Consider the following 17,501-nt stretch of genomic DNA (forward strand, 5'->3'; position numbering starts at 1 on the left):
AGTGGCGATTGGCGCGTGGGGGGTGGAGCGGGGGACGCTAGCGCGCCGTGCCCACGCCGTCGACCACGGACCTGACCTCGTCGGCGGAGGGCGGGGCGGGGACGGAGGCGGAGGGGTCGGCCGGAGCGGGGGCCCGGTCGAGGACCGAGTCGAGGATCTCGCCGACCCTGATCGCGGTGTTGGAGAGCAGCGACGAGGTGATGCCGTGGGTGTGCTCCGTGCCGCCCTGGAGGTAGATGCCGCAGCGCAGTTCGGGGTCGGTGGCCAGCCGGTAGTCCCGCTCGACGCGGACCCGGCCCTGGTCGTCGCGGTGGCAGCGGTCGCCGACCGGGCCGAGGAGGCCGAGGGGCTCGGCGGGCGTGTACCCCGTGGCGTAGACGACGACGTCGGCCTCGAGCACGGTCTCCTCGCCGGTGACGAGGGAGGTGACGAAGGCGCGGACCTTGTCCGGGCCGTCCTCGACGCCGGTGAGCCGGGAGATGTTGATGAAGCGCAGTCGCTCGGTGCCGAGGACCTTCTCCTGGTACGCCTGCCGGTACAGGTCGTCGATGAGGTCGATGTCCACCACGGAGTAGTTGGTGTTCCCGTGATAGTCCATCAGCTTGCGCTTGATGTCGTCGGGAGCCGTGAAGTACTCGTCGACGGCGTCGGGGTCGAAGATCCGGTTGGCGAAGGCGCTGTCGTCGGCGGGGCTGTAGCCGTACCGCGAGAAGACGGCGCAGATCTCGGCCTCGGGGAAGCGGCGGTGCAGATAGGCCACGTTCTCGGCGGCGCTCTGGCCGGCACCGACGACGACGATCCGCCGGGGGTTCGTGCCCTCCAGGCCCTCGACCTTGCGGAGCAGGTCGGAGTTGTGCCAGACGCGGTCGCTGCGCTCGACGCCCTCCGGCATCTTCGGGCGAAGTCCCGTGCCGAGGACGAGGTTTCGGGCGCGGTGGACGACGAGCTCGTCCCCGGCGCGGGCGGTCACGTCGAGGTACTCGACGACACCGTCCCGCTCGACCGGCTCCACCGAGACGATCTCGTGGCCGTAGGAGACCATGTCGTCGACCTTGGACGCGGCCCACTCGAAGTAGTCGTGGAACTCGACGCGCAGGGGGAAGAGGTTCTTGTGGTTGACGAAGTCGATCAGCCGGCCCTTGCTCTGCAGGTAGCAGAGGAAGCTGTACTCGCTGGTCGGATTGCGCAGCGTCACCAGGTCCTTGAGGAAGGACACCTGCATGGTCGCGTCGTCGATCAGCATGCCGCGGTGCCAGCCGAACTGCGGCTGGCGCTCGAAGAAGTGGGCGGTGACCGCTTCCGCTCTTCCGACGCGTGCGTTGTGCTCGCTGAGCGCTATCGCCATGGCCACATTGGACGGCCCGAAGCCGATACCGATGAGGTCGTGGACCAGAGGTGCGTCACCAGGAGAACCCTGCGACATGTCACTCCCATCGTGCGGGAAAGAAGCTGGGGAACGGGGGCATCGAGCACACCGGTGTCACCGGCGGCCCTGCGTAACTTAGGTAAAGCTAACCTGATTAAGCGCGACTGTCGACCGGGCGAAACGGACAAGGGGTGAAGGTCACCCCATGAACGACCGCACAAATCAAGCCAGTTGCACTGTTAGGTAAGCCTTGCTTTACTTGCTGACGGTCAATCGCTCTTCTGAGGAGGAACCCCATATGCGGGTCGTCATGTTCGGCTATCAGACCTGGGGCCACCGCACCCTCCAAGCGCTCCTGGACTCCGAACACGACGTGGTGCTCGTCGTGACGCACCCCAAGAGCGAGCACGCCTACGAGAAGATCTGGAGCGACTCGGTCGCCGACCTGGCGGAGGAGCACGGCGTCCCGGTCGTGATCCGCAACCGGCCCGACGACGAGGAGCTGTTCGCGCGCCTCAAGGAGGCGGACCCGGACATCATCGTCGCCAACAACTGGCGTACGTGGATCCCGCCGCACATCTACAACCTGCCCCGCCACGGCACGCTGAACATCCACGACTCGCTGCTGCCCAAGTACGCCGGCTTCTCGCCGCTCATCTGGGCCCTCATCAACGGCGAGTCCGAAGTCGGCGTCACCGCCCACATGATGGACGAGGTGCTCGACGCCGGCGACATCGTCCAGCAGCACGCGGTCCCCGTCGGGCCGAAGGACACGACGACCGACCTCTTCCACAAGACGGTCGACCTCATCGCCCCGGTCACGATCGGCGCACTCGACCAGATCGCCTCCGGACAGGCCGAGTTCACCCAGCAGGACCGCTCCCGGGCCAGCTTCTTCCACAAGCGGGCCGAGGAGGACATCCGGATCGACTGGAACTGGCCCGCCGACGTTCTGGAGCGGCTGGTCCGCGCCCAGTCCGCGCCCTACCCGAGCGCCTTCACCTTCCACCGGGGCAAGCGGCTCGAAGTCCTCTCCGCTGTCGTCTCCGAGGGACGGTACGGCGGCACACCGGGCCGCATCTTCTACCGCGAGGGCGAGGGTGTCGTGATCGTCGCCGGCGCCGACGCGCGCACGGGCCGCAACCACGGCCTGGCGATCACCCGCGTCCGGACGGAGGACGGCCGCGAGCTCCCGGCGACCGAGTACTTCACGTCCATGGGCGGCTACCTCGTCGCCCGTCCCTGACGGGCATGGGCTCCGAGCACGTCGACGGGGGTCGTCGGTCCCGCCCGAGCAGCATGGCGGCCCCCGTGTCAGATCTGGGTAGGTTAACCCAACCTATCGGTGAGGCCCGGCGGTTGGTGACCGACCGCTCGGACAGTGAGGCACAGCGATGGAACAGCCGATCGTCAACGGTGTGGCGTGCGACGCCTCGGGGGCGACGTTCGCCGTCATCGGCATATCGAACATGCCGACCGACTGGGCGAAGGTCTTCAGCTCCCTCGCCAACACCGACCTGACGCTCGACGCGGCCGCGGGCCGCAGCGGTGGCGAACCGGCCCTGCTGCGCGCCGTCGCCGAGGCGGCCGCCGGCGGAACGGACCGCGGCGACACTCCCGCCGCCGTCCCCCCGCCCTCCATGAGCATGACTCCCCCCAGTGTCCTGAACCTCAACGCGTACCTCATGTACGCGCTCGGCAAGGTCGCGCGCCGGAAGCTCACGGAGCGACTGGAGGCCCGTGGGCTGCGGCTGTGGCATCTCACCGTGATGACCCTGCTCGCGGACCTCGGCCCCCAGATGAAGACGGCCCTGGCGTCGCGGCTCGACATGAACGCCAGTGACCTGGTGAAGATCGTCAACGACCTCGCCCGCATCGGGCAGGTGGACTGCGTCCGCGACCGGACGGACCGGCGCCGAGTCGTCGTGGAGCTCACCGCGGAGGGCCGGACGTACCTCGCCGGCCTCAGCGCGGAGATCGCCTCCGCCGACGACGAGATCCTGGCCCCGCTCGACGCGGCGGAACGCGAACAGCTCGGCTCCCTGCTGCGCCGCGTACACGGCCACCTCGAACGGCCCCCGGCCGGTGTGGCGCGCGGGCGCGGATACGGTACGCCGGCTCCGCGCACCGGGTCCTGACCACCGCCGGGATCCACCACGACGACCTGTGCCCCCTCGCCCTTCCGGGCGAGGGGGCACAGGCGCTCCGGGCGCTCACGCACCCCGGCGTCGACCAGGTCGAACAGACCCAGCGTGACGGCCGTCCGGATCGCGTACCCGGGGGCCAGGTCCGTCAGCTCGTGCAGCCGCTCGTGCGCGTCGCACCGTGCCGGTGCGGACCGCGTCCGTACCGGCCCCACCCACGCTCAGTTCAGGGCGCGCACCAGGACTCGGGAGCCCCGCGCCGGGTCGAGGCGGGCGCGCCACTCCGGGGGCGCCTCATCCTCGCCGCCCACGACGAATCCGTGGCGCAGGAAGAGCAGCCCGCTGCCGGCGGTCGCAGTGAAGACCCGGGACACACCCTGGGTCGCCGCCTCGGCGAGCACGGCCCGCAGGAGCGCGGAGCCGATGCCGCGCCCCTGATTCCCGGCCGCCACACAGAAGTTGTAGAGCACGGCGGCCGCCCTGCCGCGCGCGTCCTGCCGACGGTGCAGTGCGACACATCCCGCCAGGCCTCCGTCCGCGGTCTCGGCGACGAGGAAGTCCGCCGCGTCACGGGCGTACCGGCTCACGGGACGGTCCCGCAGCGCCCCCTCGCGCACGAACGGCACGGACAGCCGGTGCACGGCGGCGGCGTCCGACCGCCCGGCGGGGCGGACGACGGCGACGGACTCCGACCGGATGCCCGGGCGGGGCGTGGCTGTGGTCAACGGCTTCTCACTCCCGTGGGGTTGGAGGCGACGGGCCCATCGGGGGGCCGCCGTCGCTCGACTCCACCACACCATATTTGAGTCAGGTAAGCCTTCCCTAACTAGACTTGTCTCATCGCAGCATTCGCATCACCTCAGGCGGGGGCGCTCAGTTCACGGGGGCGCCGGTGACGGCGGCGATCCGCAGGGACTCGACCAGGTCGCGGTAGAGGGTGTCCGACACGAGCAGTTCCTCGTGCCGGCCCTGCGCCCTGACCCGGCCCGCCTCCATGACGACGATGGTGTCCGCGTCGATCACCGTCGACAGACGGTGCGCGATCGTCACCACGGCTCCGGTGTCCGCACGGGAGCGGACGCACTCCTGCACGGCCGCCTCGGTCAGACCGTCGAGCTGGGCGGTGGCCTCGTCGAGGAGCAGCACGTCGGGGGTGGCGAGCAGCGCCCGTGCCAGGGCGATGCGCTGCCGCTCCCCGCCCGACACGTTCGCGGTGGCGAGGGGCGTGTCCAGTCCCTCCTCCAGGGCGTCGACCTTCTCCGTGAGCCGTACGTCGTGCAGGACGCGCCGCAGGTCCTCCGTGGTGGCGTCGGGTCGGGCGAGCAGCAGGTTGTCGCGGATGGTGCCGGGGACGACGGGGGTGTCCTGCTCGACGTAGGCGAGGCGGGCCCGGATGTCGGCATGGGCGTGGTCGCGGTACGGCCGCCCGTCGAGGAGCAGTTCGCCGCCGGTCGGCTCCAGGAACCGCAGGACCAGGGAGAGCAGGGTGGTCTTGCCCGCTCCCGAGGGACCGACGACGGCGGTGTGGCCGCGCCGGGGGATGACGAGGTCGATGTCCCGTACGGCCGCCTCGGCGTCCGGGCCGTAGGCCGCGGTGACGTTCCGCAGCTCCAGGACGGGCACGTCGTCCCGGAGTTCGTGGGGTTCCTGGAGCTCCCGGGGTTCCCGGACACGTGCGCCGGCGTCGGCCCCCGCGGACGGTGAGGTCTCCTCGGACGGCAGGGCGTCGGCCTGCCGGATGCGTTCGGCGGCGGCGATGCCGGACTGGAGGGCGGTCACGTTCTGGCTGAGTTCGGTGATCGGGTCCATGAGGGCGAAGGTGTAGAGGAGGAAGGCGATCAGGCCGGACACCTCGAGCCGGCCCTCGCCGACGCGCCAGGCGCCGACGGCGAGGATCGCGATGATGGCCAGGTTGACGCCCGACCAGGCGGTCGTCCAGGCCAGCGCCTCGCGGCGGACGGCCCGGATCCCGTACTCGGCCGAGGCGCGCGCGTCGGTGAGGATCCGCTCGGTCATGCGCTCCTCGGCGCGGTTGACCTTGACGGTACGGATCGCCCGCAGCGTGCCTTCGAGGACGCCGCCGAGCCGTCCCACGTGCTCCTGGGCCTGCTTCTGCGACCGGGCGATGCCGGGCATGAGGAGCCCGAAGACCACGCCGACCAGGGCGACGGCGACGATCGTGGTGGCGAGCAGCACCAGGTCGAGGAAGCCCATGAGGACGAGGCTGCCCACCAGCATCACCGCCCCGTTGATCAGGCCGACGAAGGAGGAGGCGGCGGCCTCGCGGAGCAGCACGGTGTCGGAGGTGACACGGGTGACGAGTTCACCGGTGGGGCTGCGGGTGACGCCGGGCACGGTGGCGCGCAGGAAGCGCCGCACGATCGACTCGCGGGCGTCGAGGACCACCCGCTCCCCCAGCGCCCCGAGCAGGGTCCACTGCCAGTAGGACACCCCGGCGCCGACGACGAGCAGCACGACGAGCGCCGCCACGGGTCCCGTGAGGGAGGACGCGCTGCCCAGTGCGTCGAGCACGTGCTTGGTGACCATGGGCGTGGCGAGGCCCAGGGCGGAGGCGACCAGGGCGAGGGCGAGTCCCTTGACCAGGGTGCGCCGGTGCGGGCGGGCGAAGGACCACAGGACGCTCAGGCGAGGCGCAACGGAGGATGACATACCCACAATGGAACACCTCTGTTCCAGAAAGGTCAAAGGGTTTCCCAAACGGCACGAGGGGTTACCGTGTGCGCATGGGGTCCGACGACACTCCCGCGCACGGCGCGGCCACCCGCGAGAGCGCCACCCGCGCCCGCACCCGGCGTGCGATCCTCGACGCCGCCGTCTCCGTGCTCACGGCCGACCACAGCGCCTCGCTCGGCGATGTCGCCGAGGCGGCCGGGGTGGGGCGGACCACCGTCCACCGTTACTTCCCCGAGCGCTCCGACCTGCTCGCCGCGATCGGCACGGACGTGCGGGACCGGGTCGCCGCGGCGGCCGACCGCGCGCGGCTCGACGACGGGCCGGCGCCCGAGGCCTTGGAGCGGCTCTGTCTGGAGTACTTCGAACTCGGCGACCGTTTGCTGCTGTTGTACGACGTACCGCAGTTCGTCGCGTGGTCCGGCATCGAGGAGGAGTCCGCGACCGACCTGGCCCTGCTCGCCCTCATCCGGCGGGGACAGAAGGACGGGACGCTCGACCCCGAGGTCGACGTCAGCTGGCTCCAGGACGTCATGTGGGCACTGCTCTACGCCGCCTGGATGCAGGCGCGCGACCAGGGCACCCCCAAGCACACGGCCCTCTCCCTGTGCCTGCGGACCCTGCGGAAGGCCGTCGCGCCGTAGCGACTCCGGCCGGGTGCCGTGTTGATCACATCGGGATCGAACCCCCTGGCACCCAAGCCCAGGCGGGAATAGGTTAGGCTCACCTAACAAGCGCCGAGCTGATCGTTGCCCCGCGGACATCCGTCTGTGGGGCCGTCAGTCCGGGCGTCGTACATCCCCCTGCCCGGAGACAAGGATCCACCATGCCTTCTGTGTTCACCCCCCTTCGCCGTCGCGTTCTCGTGGCGGGCGCCGCCGCGCTCTCGCTCGGCCTGATGGTGACCGGGTGCGGCTCGGACGACAAGAAGGACGACGCGGCAGGGCCGGCGGGCAAGGCCCCGGCGGGCGCCTTCCCCGTGACCATCAAGAGCGCCCTCGGTTCGGCCGTCATCAAGGACAAGCCCAAGCGCGTGGTGACCCTCGGTCAGGGCTCGGCGGAGACCGCCATCGCCCTCGGCAACGTCCCGGTCGGCATCGAGGAGTACCCCTGGGGCAGCGACAAGAGCGGCTACCTCCCCTGGATCCACGACGCGGTGAAGAAGTCCGGCGCCACGCTGCCCAAGCAGTTCAAGGGCGGCGAGGAGCTCGACATCGAGGCCATCACCGAGCTCGAGCCCGACGTCATCCTCGCCCCGTGGTCCGGTCTGACGCAGAAGCAGTACGACATCCTGAAGGACATCGCGCCCACCGTCGCCTACCCCGAGAAGGCGTGGAGCACGAACTGGGACCAGCAGATCGAGATCATCGCCAAGGCGCTCGGTCAGCCGGAGAAGGCCAAGGAGCTCGAGTCGAAGATCGAGTCGCAGCTCGCCGACGCGGCCGCCTCCCGCCCCCACTACAAGAACGTCACGTTCTCGTACATCTACAACACCGGCCCCGGCACCCTCGGCGTCTTCAAGCCCGAGGAGCAGCGCGTCGCGATGGTCTCCAAGCTGGGCCTCAAGGTCGACCCGATCGTGAACACCTTCCCGGAGACCGAGGGCACCGACTCCGCCCTCATCGGCCTGGAGAACGCCAACAAGCTGGCGAAGAGCGACATCGCCTTCACGTTCTACATGGACGAGAAGTCCCGCAAGACCGTCGAGGCCCAGCCGCTGTACGCGGCCATCCCCGCCGTGAAGAAGAACGCGCTCGTCTACAGCCACGACACGCCCTTCGTCACCGCCTCCTCGATGATCAACCCGCTGACGGTGCCGTACAGCATCGAGCGCTACCTCCCGATGATCGACAAGGCCGTCGCCAAGGCCGGGAAGTAACCACGGGTCCCCAGCGTGACCACTCTTTCCCAGACCGCTCAAGGCCCCGCCGTCGTACGGCGGGGCCTTGGCCGGCATGTCATGGCCGCCGTCCTGTGCCTGGCCCTGCTCGCCCTGGCCCTGCTCGCCAGCGTGATGTTCGGCAGCAGGCCGACGTCCGCCGGTGACGTCCTGCGGGTCGTCACCGGCGGCGGCGACGAGTACACCCGTACCGTCATCGAGAGCCGCTACCCCCGCACCGTCCTCGGTGTGCTCGCGGGCCTCTGCCTCGCCGTCGCCGGCACCCTGATGCAGGGCATCACGCGCAATCCGCTCGCCGAGCCGGGACTTCTCGGCATCAACGCGGGCGCGTCCGCCAGCATCGTCGCCGCGACCGCGTTCCTCGGTGCCTCCGGGCAGCGGGAGACGATCTGGTGGGCCCTCGCCGGCGCCCTCCTGACCGGTGTCGCCGTCCATGTCGTCGGCACCGCCGGCGGCGGCGGCGGACCGGTCCGGCTGGTGCTCGCCGGCGCCGTCCTCTCCGCCGTCCTCGCCGCCTTCATCCAGGCCGTCGCCCTGTCCAGGCCGCAGGTCTTCGACACGTACCGCTACTGGGTGGTGGGCGCGCTCGGCGGTCGCGGCTTCGACGCCTTCTGGGCGGTCCTGCCGTTCGCCGCGGTCGGCCTCCTGCTCGCCCTGCTGCTCGCGCCGGGGCTCAACGCCATGGCCATGGGCGACGACAAGGCCGCCTCCCTCGGCATCAGCCCCGCCCGGGTCAAGGGCGCCGGACTGCTCGCGGCGACGCTGCTCGCCGCGGCCGCGACGGCTGCCGTCGGGCCCATCGCCTTCGTCGGCCTCGCCGTCCCGCACGTCGTCCGGGCGCTCGTGGGCGCGGACTTCCGGGCCCAGATCCTCTTCACCTCCCTCGCGGGGCCGACGCTGCTGCTGTTCGCCGATGTCATCGGCCGGATCCTGCTGCGCCCGCAGGAACTCATGGTCGGGGTCGTCACCGCCTTCGTCGGTGCGCCCGCCCTGCTCTTCGCCGTTCGCCGTATGAGGGGAGCGGGATGAAGACCGCCGACCGGACCGACGCTCCGGACAGCACGGAGGTGACGAAGCAGCGCGCGGCACGGCCCGCGGGCCGCGGTGTCCTGCGGATCGGCCCCTGGGTCGCCGTACCCGTGCGCCGTACCACCGTGATCGCCGCCGCGGTCTCCCTGCTGCTGCTCTGTGCCGCCGCCGTGGCCACGCTGTCGATGGGCAGGCTCGGCATCGACCTGTCCGATCTGCCGTCGGCCCTGGCGGGCGAGGCCACCGGCAAGAACGCCTTCGTCCTGAACCGGCTGCGCGGACCGCGGCTCGTGGTGGCCATCGCCACCGGCGCGGCCTTCGGCCTGTCCGGGGCCCTGTTCCAGTCCGTCACCCGCAATCCGCTGGGCAGTCCCGACGTCATCGGGCTCGGCGCCGGAGCCGGAGCGGGAGCGGCGGCCGCCGCCCTGTTCCTGCCCGACGTCATGCCGGTGGCCGTCGGCGCGCTGCTCGGCGCGATCCTCGCGATGACGGTCGTGTTCCTCGCCACCGGCACCGGGTTCCGCAGCCCGGGACGGCTCGTGGTGGCCGGTATCGGCGTGGCCGCGATGGCGACCGCGCTGACCCAGTACGTGGTGTACGCCGTCGAGCGCGACAAGGCCAGCGCCCTGACCGCCTACATCAACGGCAGCCTCTCCGCCCGCTCCTGGGACGACGCGGCGACCATCTGGACGGTGCTGCTCGTCTCCCTGCCGTTCGCGGCGCTCCTCGCCCGGCCCCTGAGCATCGGCGAGATGGGCGACGACCTCTCCACCGGTCTGGGGGCCCGCCCGGGCCGGACCGCGACCTGGGCGGTCGCGCTGTCGATCGTCCTCTCCGCCGGAGCCGTCAGTGTGGCGGGACCGATCGCGTTCATCTCCCTGACCGCGCCGCAGATCGCCAAGCGGGTCACCCGCGGCGGCGGACCGCACCTGGTCATGTCCACCCTGCTCGGGGCCCTGCTGCTGGTCCTGGCGGACCTGACCGCCCAGCAGTTGCCGCTCTTCGACAACCTGCCCGTCGGCCTGTACACGATGGCGGTCGGCGGCGCGTACCTGGGCTATCTGCTGCTGCGTGAGTGGAGGCGTCCCGCCGCCTGACCGGAAGGAGTTCCGGCGAGGGGGCTACGCGGGCCCGAGCGGGTCGCCGACGCGCAGGTTCCAGCGCTCGGCGCGCCCGCTCAGGTGCACGGCGGTCAGGGGGCGTACGTCCAGCCGCCGGGCCGCCTCGTCCGGTGCCCCGAGGGCGTGGACGAGGGCGGCGCGGATCACGTCCGGCTCGGCGACGACCGTGACGCGCCCCGAGCCGGCCCGCAGTCCGTCGAGCCAGGCCCCGACCCGTATCCGCAACTCGCGCGAGGACTCCCCGCCGTGGGGTGCCGCCGTCGGGTCGGACAGCCAGACGCCGAGCGCCGCCTCCTCGGCGGCGGCGACGGCCGCGAGGGTCTGCCCCCGCCACCGCCCCATGGCGCAGCCGGCGAGTGCGGTCACCGGCTCCGCCGCGAGACCGAGGGCCTCCGCGGTCCGGCGGCAGCGTGCCGAGGGCGAGGAGTACGCGCGCGAGGACGGGCCGACGGCGGCGGCGACGGACTCGGCCCGGGCGATCCCCTCGGGGTCGAGGGGGCTGTCGTCGTCGAACCCGACGTCGCGCGATGAGCCGCTCGTGGCGGGGGAGATCAGCGTCAGCCGGACGGTCATCGGCTTCCTTCTCGGTCGGGTCCTGGGGCGGCGCCCAGGGTAGCGCCGGGCCGCCGTGCCGACCGCGCCGAGCCGGGCTCACCACCCCCGGGGGGCGCACGAACGTGATTCAGGCCTCACGCCCTTGGCGGCGCACCCGGTGCGCGGTACGGTCGGGCGACATTTGAACAGCGTGACGACGGCGAGACGGAAGTCCGGTGAGAATCCGGGACGGTCGCGCCACTGTGAGCCGCGCGCCGCCCTTCCGATCCCGGAGGCGGTGACACGGTGAGTCAGACCCGTGGACCGTCGTCCTGCACCACCGTCCGGGACGCGAGTTCCCGCAGGAGGTTCCATCATGGCCGAGGCTCTCGTCTCCGCTGCCGCATCCGCCCCTTCCGTGGCCGTTCCGGCCCCGCTGCCCGTCCGGGCCGTGCTGCCCTGGGCGTTCTTCGTCGGCCTTCTCGCGCTGATCGCGTTGTACTTCGTGGGCGCAGAGCAGGGTGCCACGTCCCTGATCGCGGGCTCCGACGTGCACGAGTGGGTGCACGACGGTCGTCATCTGCTCGGCTTCCCCTGCCACTGAGAGGCGATACGCACATGCACGCCTCAACTGTGAGATCCCTGCTGGTCCGTGGCATGCTCGCGGGCCTGATCGCCGGTCTCCTCGCCTTCGCCGTCGCCTACGTGGTGGGTGAGCCTCCCGTGGACGGCGCGATCGCCGTCGAGGAGGCCCAGGCCGCCCAGGAGGCGCACGCCGCTCCCGAGGCCCACGCCGGCCACGGTGGCACGGCCGCCGCGGAAGCCCCGGAGGAAGAGGAGGAGGCGGTCAGCCGTCCCGTCCAGTCGACCTTCGGCCTGGCCACCGGTGTCCTCGTGTACGGGGTGGCGCTCGGCGGCATCGCCGCGCTCGCCTTCTCCTTCGCGCTCGGCCGCATCGGCCGGTTCAGCCCTCGGGCGACGGCGGCGCTCACCGCGGCGGCGGCGTTCACCACCGTCTATCTGGTGCCGTTCCTGAAGTATCCGGCGACCCCGCCGGCCGTCGGCAATCCCGACACGATCGGGAAGCGCACCACCCTGTTCTTCCTGATGATCCTGCTCAGTGTGCTGCTCGGGCTCGCCGCGGTGATCGCGGGGCGGCGCCTTGCACCGCGACTGGGCAACTGGAACGCGACCCTGATCGCCGCGGCCGGGTTCGTCGTCGTGACCGGTGTCGCCTTCGTGCTGCTCCCCGCGAACGACGACGCGGTCAAGGCGGGCTTCCCCGCCGCGCTGCTCTGGGAGTTCAGGCTGGCCTCGCTGGCCGTCCAGGCCGTGCTGTGGGCGGTGTTCGGCGTGGTCTTCGGCGTCCTCGCCCAGAAGGTCCTCGCCGGCCGGACGTCCGCCGCCGACGCTCCGGCCCCGGTCGGGGCGCCGATCCCGGGCTGACCGGCCGAACGGCCCCGCGCGGACCGCGCACCGACCGCCCCGTACGCCCCTGCGTACGGGGCGGTTCCGCGTTCCCGGGCAACCGCGGTCGGTCCGGCCGCCGTTGGAAGATCGCGAACCCCACTTCTCCGTATACTGAGTGCGCACGTCTCATCACGTTATGTGTACGGAGGATCTCCTCTTGGCTGGTCGTTCCCCGTCGGCCGACGACGTCCGGCAGTCGGCTCCCGTGGAGACCCGGGTACGAGCCGCATGGCACGAGCGGGCCAAGAGGGCTGTCGTGACGGGCCGGTCGGACCCCGACGTCGTGTCCGAGGCCGAGAGCCTGGCACGATCGGGGCAACTGACACAGCGAGACCTGCGGATGCTCCTCCTGGTGACCGACGACGACCCGGCGTGGCGGACCGCGCGCCGCCTCGCGGTCGAGGGCCTGCACGGCACACCGGAGGTGCCGCAGCAGATCCTCACGGCGCACGCGCAGCTCGAGTTCTGGCCACCGCTGACGTACGACGAGTCCGCCGAGCACCTTCCCGACGGACATGTCCTGCACACGGCGGCCGTACGACTCGGCCCCGGCGACGCCCAGGTGACGGGCCCGGCGCGGAGCGCGCGGACCGCGGCCCTCGCCCGTAGGTCCGCCGCCGACGCGATGCTCCGCCGACTCGCCGGGGTCGGGGAGACGGCGGGGGAGACGGCGGGGGAGACGGGCGGCGGGCGGCTGACGGTGCCGGGCATGGGGACGGAGGCCTTCGAGTCGCTGCTCGGCACCCGCGTGACGACGGAGGACGAGCCGGGCGAGGAGGTGGCGGCCGAGATCGTCCGCAGGGCGGGTTCGGCCCGGCTGCGGCACCGTGACGTCCATCTGCTGCTGTTCGGTGCGCGGGGCCCGGCGTGGCGGGAGTCGCGCGTACGGGCCCTGGGGCTCGCGGCGCGGATGCAGAACTCGGCGGCCACGCTGCTGCGCTGGCACGCGGACGAGCGGGGCGCTGAACTCCGGCACACGGTCGTCGCGTCCGACGGAGGGTTCTCCTGCGGCTGGAGCTGGGAGGGCGGGGGCGGCGACGGCCGCGCGGTCGACGGCGCGGAACGCACCGCACGCGACCGCCGGCAGGCCGTCCACCTCGGCGCGGTCGCCCTCCTGGCGGAGCTGACCGGGCTTCCGGAGCCGGAGGAGGAACGGGCCTCCGACGGCGCCGGCGCGTCCCGGTCGGTGCGGATCCAGCCGGTGCCGGCGGGCCAGGATCCGGTGAAGTACCTGAACAAGTACACCCAGTTGGAGGTCATCTCCAAGCCGGAGTCCACGTTCGCGACGGCGCCGAAGAGCGCAAGCTGCACCTACACCTGCACCCTCGTCCGCACGGGGGCGGAGGTGTCCGTCACCCGCCGGGCGAAGACGCGGGCGGACGCGCGCCGCGCGGCCGCCTCGGCGCTGATGGAGGAACTGGTCGCGCACGACGCCACGTCCACTCCCCCGGCGCGGGCGCCGGGGCGACCGTCCGTGCCGGGGCCGCGGTCCACCGATGGCGGGCCGAGTGTTCCGGCTGGGACTGTGATGCCGGGTTCGGGCTGGGGCTCGGGTCCGAGTCCGGGCCCGGCGACGGCTCCGAGTCCGGCTCCGGCTCCGGCTCCGGCTCCGGTGTTACGGATCGCGGTCGGTGACGTCCTCGCGGAAGCCCTCGCGGCCGGGTGCGCCGTCTCCTTCCTGCCCGGTGGCAGCGCACCCGCCGCGCTGCTGCTCCACCGGGCCGACGGGGCTCCGCTGCCGGACGTCGACCTCCCGGCGCCGCTGTCGTCGGCGCGCTGTTCGCTCCTCGTGCCCCCGGCGACCGCCCCCGTGCCCGTGGTCGGGTGGCGGGTTCCGCTCGCCCAGGCGGTACCCGTACTGCTGCGCCGGAACCGGGACGCCGGATGGCATCCGACAGCGGTGCAGTGGGCGCAGGCGACCCGGCTCGGGCTCCGGGCCGTCGCCGCCGGGCTCGTCCATCCGGCGCTCACCCCGGACGGAGCGGACCGGTGGCGGATGGGACCGCTGCCGGTCGCGCTCGCGCGGGCCGTGGAGGAGCTCGCCCGCCGTATGTCGCCGCGGGCCCATGCCGTCGCCGACGGGGGACGGTTCCTGGCAGCGCTCGACGCCGTTCCGGCGTTCCTCGACGCGCTGGCCGACACGATGCTGCGTCCCCCGGCGTCGGTCCTGTTCGGCACCGGCCCGTTCCTCGCGTCGGCCGGCGGTCCGCTTCCCGAGGCGGAGGCCGCGCTTGTCCGGCCTTGGCTGGACGCCGTCGAGGACCGAACGCACTCCGGGCCGCCGCCCGGTCTGGTCGTCGAGTTCACCGCACCGTCCGAGGAGGAGGCCGCCGCCGGACGGCTGACCGGTCGCCTGCTCGTCGCCGTCGACCCCGAGGACCCGGACCAGGAGGTTCCCGCGAGTCGTCTCCGGACCGCGCGTGAGCCGGTGGCGGGAGTCGAGCCGTACCACCTGCGGGAGCGCGTACGCCTCCGGCTCCGGCGCGCGGCCCGGCGGTGCGGGCTCCTGGCCGGGCTGCTCACCTCGCCCGAGCGGCTGGTGGCGGACGCCACGGGCATCACGCGGCTCCTCGAAGCCGAGACGGACCTGGCGGCCGAGGGCGTGCTGCTGCGCTGGCCGGCCGGACTGCGCGATCTGCTCTCCGCCCACACGGTGGTCGGGACGGAGGACGCCGTCACCACGGGCGAGGCCCTCGGCTCCCGCCCCACGGGCGGCGCGCCCCGCTTCAGTCTCCAGGCGCTGCTCGACTTCCGCTGGCGGTTCGCCCTCGGTGACGACGTGCTGAGCGAGGCCGAGATGGACGCGCTCGCGGAGGCCGCCCGGCCCCTCGTCCGGGTCCGGGGCCGCTGGGTGCTGCTCGATCCCCTCACCCTCGCGCGCGTACGCCGCCGGGAGATCGGCCCGCTCGCCGGTATCGACGCGCTCACCGCGGCCCTCACCGGCACCGTGCACGTCGACGGCCGGACGGTGCCGTGCCGGGCGGGCGGCGGCCTCGCCGCCGTCGTCGACATCCTGCGCCGGGGCGAGCACGCGCCCCCGGTGCCCGCGCCCGCCGGGCTCGCGGCGACTCTCCGCGCCTATCAGGAGAGGGCGCTGGCCTGGCTCGCGCACACCGGCGGCACCGGGTTCGGCGCGGTCCTCGCCGACGACATGGGACTCGGCAAGACCCTGACGGCCATCGCGTACACCCTGCACCGGTACGAGAACGGGCGGCGCGGCCCGGTCCTGGTGGTGTGCCCGTCGTCGCTCGTGACCAACTGGGAGCGGGAGTTCCGCCGGTTCGCCCCGCAGCTCGACGTCACCGTCTACCACGGCACCCGGCGCAGCCTGGACGTCGCCGGGGAGCGGACCGTCGTCCTCACGACGTACGGAGTACTGCGCCGCGACGACGACCTGACCACCCGCGGCTGGGACATGGTGATCGCGGACGAGGCGCAGCACGCCAAGAACCACGCCTCCTCCACCGCCCGCCGCCTGCACGCGCTCACGTCCACCACCCGGCTGGCGCTGAGCGGCACCCCGGTCGAGAACAACCTCTCCGAGCTGTGGACCCTGCTCGACTGGGCCAATCCCGGCCTCTTCGGCCCGCTGAAGACCTTCCGGTCCCGGTACGCGGCCGCCGCCGAGCGCGACCCGGACGGCCCGGCCGCGCGTGCCCTGGCCCGGCTGATCGCGCCGTTCCTCCTGCGCCGGCGGAAGACCGACCCGGGGGTCGCCCCCGAACTGCCAGCGAAGGTGGAGACACGGCGGATCGTCGAACTCACGGCGGAGCAGGTCGCCCTCTACGAGGCCGTCGTCCGCGAGACGATGGAGCAGCTCGCCCACTCCCCCTCCCTCGCCCGCTCCGGTCTGGTGTTCAAGCTGATCACCGCCCTGAAACAGATCACCAACCATCCCGCGCACTACTGGGGCGAGGACCATCCCGGCCCCTCCGGGGCCGGGGAGTTCACCGCGCGGTCGGCCAAGCTGGAAGCGCTCGGGGAGCTCGTCGAGGCGATCACCGCGCGCGGGGAGGCGGCGCTCGTCTTCACCAGCTACGTGACGATGGGCCGGCTGCTCACCGAGCACCTCACGCACCTCGGCCATCGCCCGCTGTTCCTCCACGGCGGCCTGGACACCCGGCGGCGACAGGAGCTCGTCGACGCCTTCCAGGCGGGCCGCTCACCGCTGTTCGTGCTGTCCCTCAAGGCGGGCGGCACCGGCCTCACGCTGACCCGGGCCAGTCACGTCGTGCACTTCGACCGCAGCTGGAACGCCGCCGTGGAGGACCAGGCGTCCGACCGGGCGCACCGGATCGGGCAACGGCGGACCGTCACCGTTCACCGCCTCGTCACCCGCGGCACGATCGAGGACCGGATCGACCAACTCCTGTCCCACAAACGGGCGTTGCAGGAGGCCGTGTTGGGGACGGGGGACGCCGGAATCGCCCGGCTCTCCGACCGGGAACTCGTCGACCTCGTCAGCCTGGGAGACCCGTCGTGACCTCGACCGAGCCCACATCCGTACTGGACGGCGTCACCGAGCCGCCACCGGCGCCGCTGCCCGGGCTCGACGCGCTGCGCGCTCTCGTCGCCGACGCGGCGCTCCGCGCGGCGGCTCTGCTGGACGGCCCGGGAGGCGCGCTCACGGAAGGCAACGCAAGGGGAGGCGCCGCAACGGGAGGCGCCGCCGCTGACGGTGCCGCCGCTGAGGGCGCCTCCACTGAGGGTGCCGGCGCTGACGGTGCCTCCACTGACGGCGCCTCAGCCGATGGCGTCGACGACGTCACCGCGGACATCGTCCGCTTCGTCGCCCAGCACGGAGACACCCATCTGGAACGCGCCGCGCTCCGACTCGGCTGTTCCGCAGGCCGGATGAGACTTCTCGTCACGGCCCACCGGTGCGGCGGGCGGCCCGCCGTCGCCACCTGCCTCGCGCCGCTGCCTGCCGACCCCGACGTCCTGGCCGCCGCCGAGCATGCCGTCCAGCCGCTCCGCCCCTCCCCCACCGCCCCCGTGGAGCGCCACCACAACCACCTCACCGACGCGCCCGCACGGGTCCAGCTGCGGTACGGCCCCGACGGTCTCTGGCACCCGTACGTGGAGCGTTACGGCAGCTGGCAGCCGGCTGCCGCGCCGGCCCCCGACGCGGCGACGGCGTACCGGGCCGCCCGTACGGCGCTCCGCGGGGCGACCCGCACGTGACGGCGGGGGCGTTCCGCCGAGCGGTACGCCGTCCCGCGCGCCCCGCCGGGACTCGACGACGA

Annotated in this window: 14 protein-coding genes and 1 riboswitch; of the genes, 10 read left to right on the forward strand and 4 right to left on the reverse strand. The window is 72.7% G+C overall.

All coding sequences use genetic code 11. The features are described 5' to 3' along the window. Positions 1–37 precede the first annotated feature (37 nt). Entirely contained in the window at positions 38–1,423 is a 1,386-nt protein-coding gene (locus E0F75_RS04375) for a lysine N(6)-hydroxylase/L-ornithine N(5)-oxygenase family protein (protein ID WP_187621130.1), read from the reverse strand. 241 nt (positions 1,424–1,664) lie between these two features. Between E0F75_RS04375 and E0F75_RS04380 the strand changes: the two genes are divergently transcribed. Then, the gene (locus E0F75_RS04380) at positions 1,665–2,612 is read left to right on the forward strand and encodes a methionyl-tRNA formyltransferase (protein ID WP_187621131.1); all 948 of its coding nucleotides are present in this window, start codon (positions 1,665–1,667) and stop codon (positions 2,610–2,612) included. A gap of 148 nt (positions 2,613–2,760) precedes the next feature. Next, positions 2,761–3,504, forward strand: coding sequence for a MarR family winged helix-turn-helix transcriptional regulator (locus E0F75_RS04385; protein WP_187621132.1), 744 nt, complete (start codon positions 2,761–2,763; stop codon positions 3,502–3,504). Positions 3,505–3,731: 227 nt separating this feature from the next. Here the strand turns inward: E0F75_RS04385 and E0F75_RS04390 are convergent, their stop codons facing one another. Together E0F75_RS04390 and E0F75_RS04395 are read right to left on the reverse strand one after the other, a co-directional pair. Next, positions 3,732–4,235, reverse strand: coding sequence for a GNAT family N-acetyltransferase (locus E0F75_RS04390; protein ID WP_229312496.1), 504 nt, complete (start codon positions 4,233–4,235; stop codon positions 3,732–3,734). A 148-nt stretch (positions 4,236–4,383) separates the two neighbouring features. Further along, positions 4,384–6,180, reverse strand: coding sequence for an ABC transporter ATP-binding protein (locus E0F75_RS04395; protein WP_187621134.1), 1,797 nt, complete (start codon positions 6,178–6,180; stop codon positions 4,384–4,386). Between the two features lie 74 nt (positions 6,181–6,254). Between E0F75_RS04395 and E0F75_RS04400 the strand changes: the two genes are divergently transcribed. The 4 genes from E0F75_RS04400 (at position 6,255) to E0F75_RS04415 (ending at position 10,227) form a co-directional block, all read left to right on the forward strand. Beyond that, positions 6,255–6,845, forward strand: a complete 591-nt coding sequence (locus E0F75_RS04400) for a TetR/AcrR family transcriptional regulator (protein ID WP_187621135.1) — start codon at positions 6,255–6,257, stop codon at positions 6,843–6,845. Between the two features lie 182 nt (positions 6,846–7,027). Continuing rightward, positions 7,028–8,080 carry an iron-siderophore ABC transporter substrate-binding protein gene (locus E0F75_RS04405; RefSeq protein WP_187621136.1) on the forward strand — a complete coding sequence of 351 codons (1,053 nt, stop codon included), beginning with the start codon at positions 7,028–7,030 and terminating at the stop codon, positions 8,078–8,080. Between the two features lie 81 nt (positions 8,081–8,161). After that, the gene (locus E0F75_RS04410) at positions 8,162–9,130 is read left to right on the forward strand and encodes an iron ABC transporter permease (protein WP_194480178.1); all 969 of its coding nucleotides are present in this window, start codon (positions 8,162–8,164) and stop codon (positions 9,128–9,130) included. Then, positions 9,127–10,227 carry an iron chelate uptake ABC transporter family permease subunit gene (locus E0F75_RS04415; protein WP_229312497.1) on the forward strand — a complete coding sequence of 367 codons (1,101 nt, stop codon included), beginning with the start codon at positions 9,127–9,129 and terminating at the stop codon, positions 10,225–10,227. Before E0F75_RS04410 ends, E0F75_RS04415 begins: the two co-directional genes overlap by 4 nt. 24 nt (positions 10,228–10,251) lie before the next feature. On the opposite strand, the gene E0F75_RS04420 is transcribed toward E0F75_RS04415, so the two are convergent. After that, positions 10,252–10,824, reverse strand: coding sequence for a histidine phosphatase family protein (locus E0F75_RS04420; protein ID WP_187621138.1), 573 nt, complete (start codon positions 10,822–10,824; stop codon positions 10,252–10,254). A 193-nt stretch (positions 10,825–11,017) separates the two neighbouring features. Continuing rightward, a riboswitch (cobalamin riboswitch) is annotated at positions 11,018–11,101 on the forward strand. Between the two features lie 60 nt (positions 11,102–11,161). On the opposite strand from E0F75_RS04420, the gene E0F75_RS04425 reads away from it, so the two are divergent. The 4 genes from E0F75_RS04425 (at position 11,162) to E0F75_RS04440 (ending at position 17,439) form a co-directional block, all read left to right on the forward strand. Next, a complete protein-coding gene (locus E0F75_RS04425; protein WP_187621139.1) occupies positions 11,162–11,389 on the forward strand; it encodes a CbtB-domain containing protein in 228 nt (75 codons plus the stop codon). A gap of 14 nt (positions 11,390–11,403) precedes the next feature. Beyond that, on the forward strand, positions 11,404–12,231 hold the full coding sequence (locus E0F75_RS04430; RefSeq protein ID WP_187621140.1) for a CbtA family protein: 828 nt from the start codon (positions 11,404–11,406) through the stop codon (positions 12,229–12,231). A 181-nt stretch (positions 12,232–12,412) separates the two neighbouring features. After that, on the forward strand, positions 12,413–16,738 hold the full coding sequence (locus tag E0F75_RS04435; protein WP_187621141.1) for a DEAD/DEAH box helicase: 4,326 nt from the start codon (positions 12,413–12,415) through the stop codon (positions 16,736–16,738). Next, a complete protein-coding gene (locus E0F75_RS04440; protein ID WP_187621142.1) occupies positions 16,735–17,439 on the forward strand; it encodes a hypothetical protein in 705 nt (234 codons plus the stop codon). The genes E0F75_RS04435 and E0F75_RS04440 overlap by 4 nt, the downstream gene beginning before the upstream one ends. The last annotated feature ends 62 nt before the right edge of the window (positions 17,440–17,501 follow it).

Source organism: Streptomyces sp. CB02980 (genome assembly GCF_014451325.2).
GTDB lineage: Bacteria > Actinomycetota > Actinomycetes > Streptomycetales > Streptomycetaceae > Streptomyces.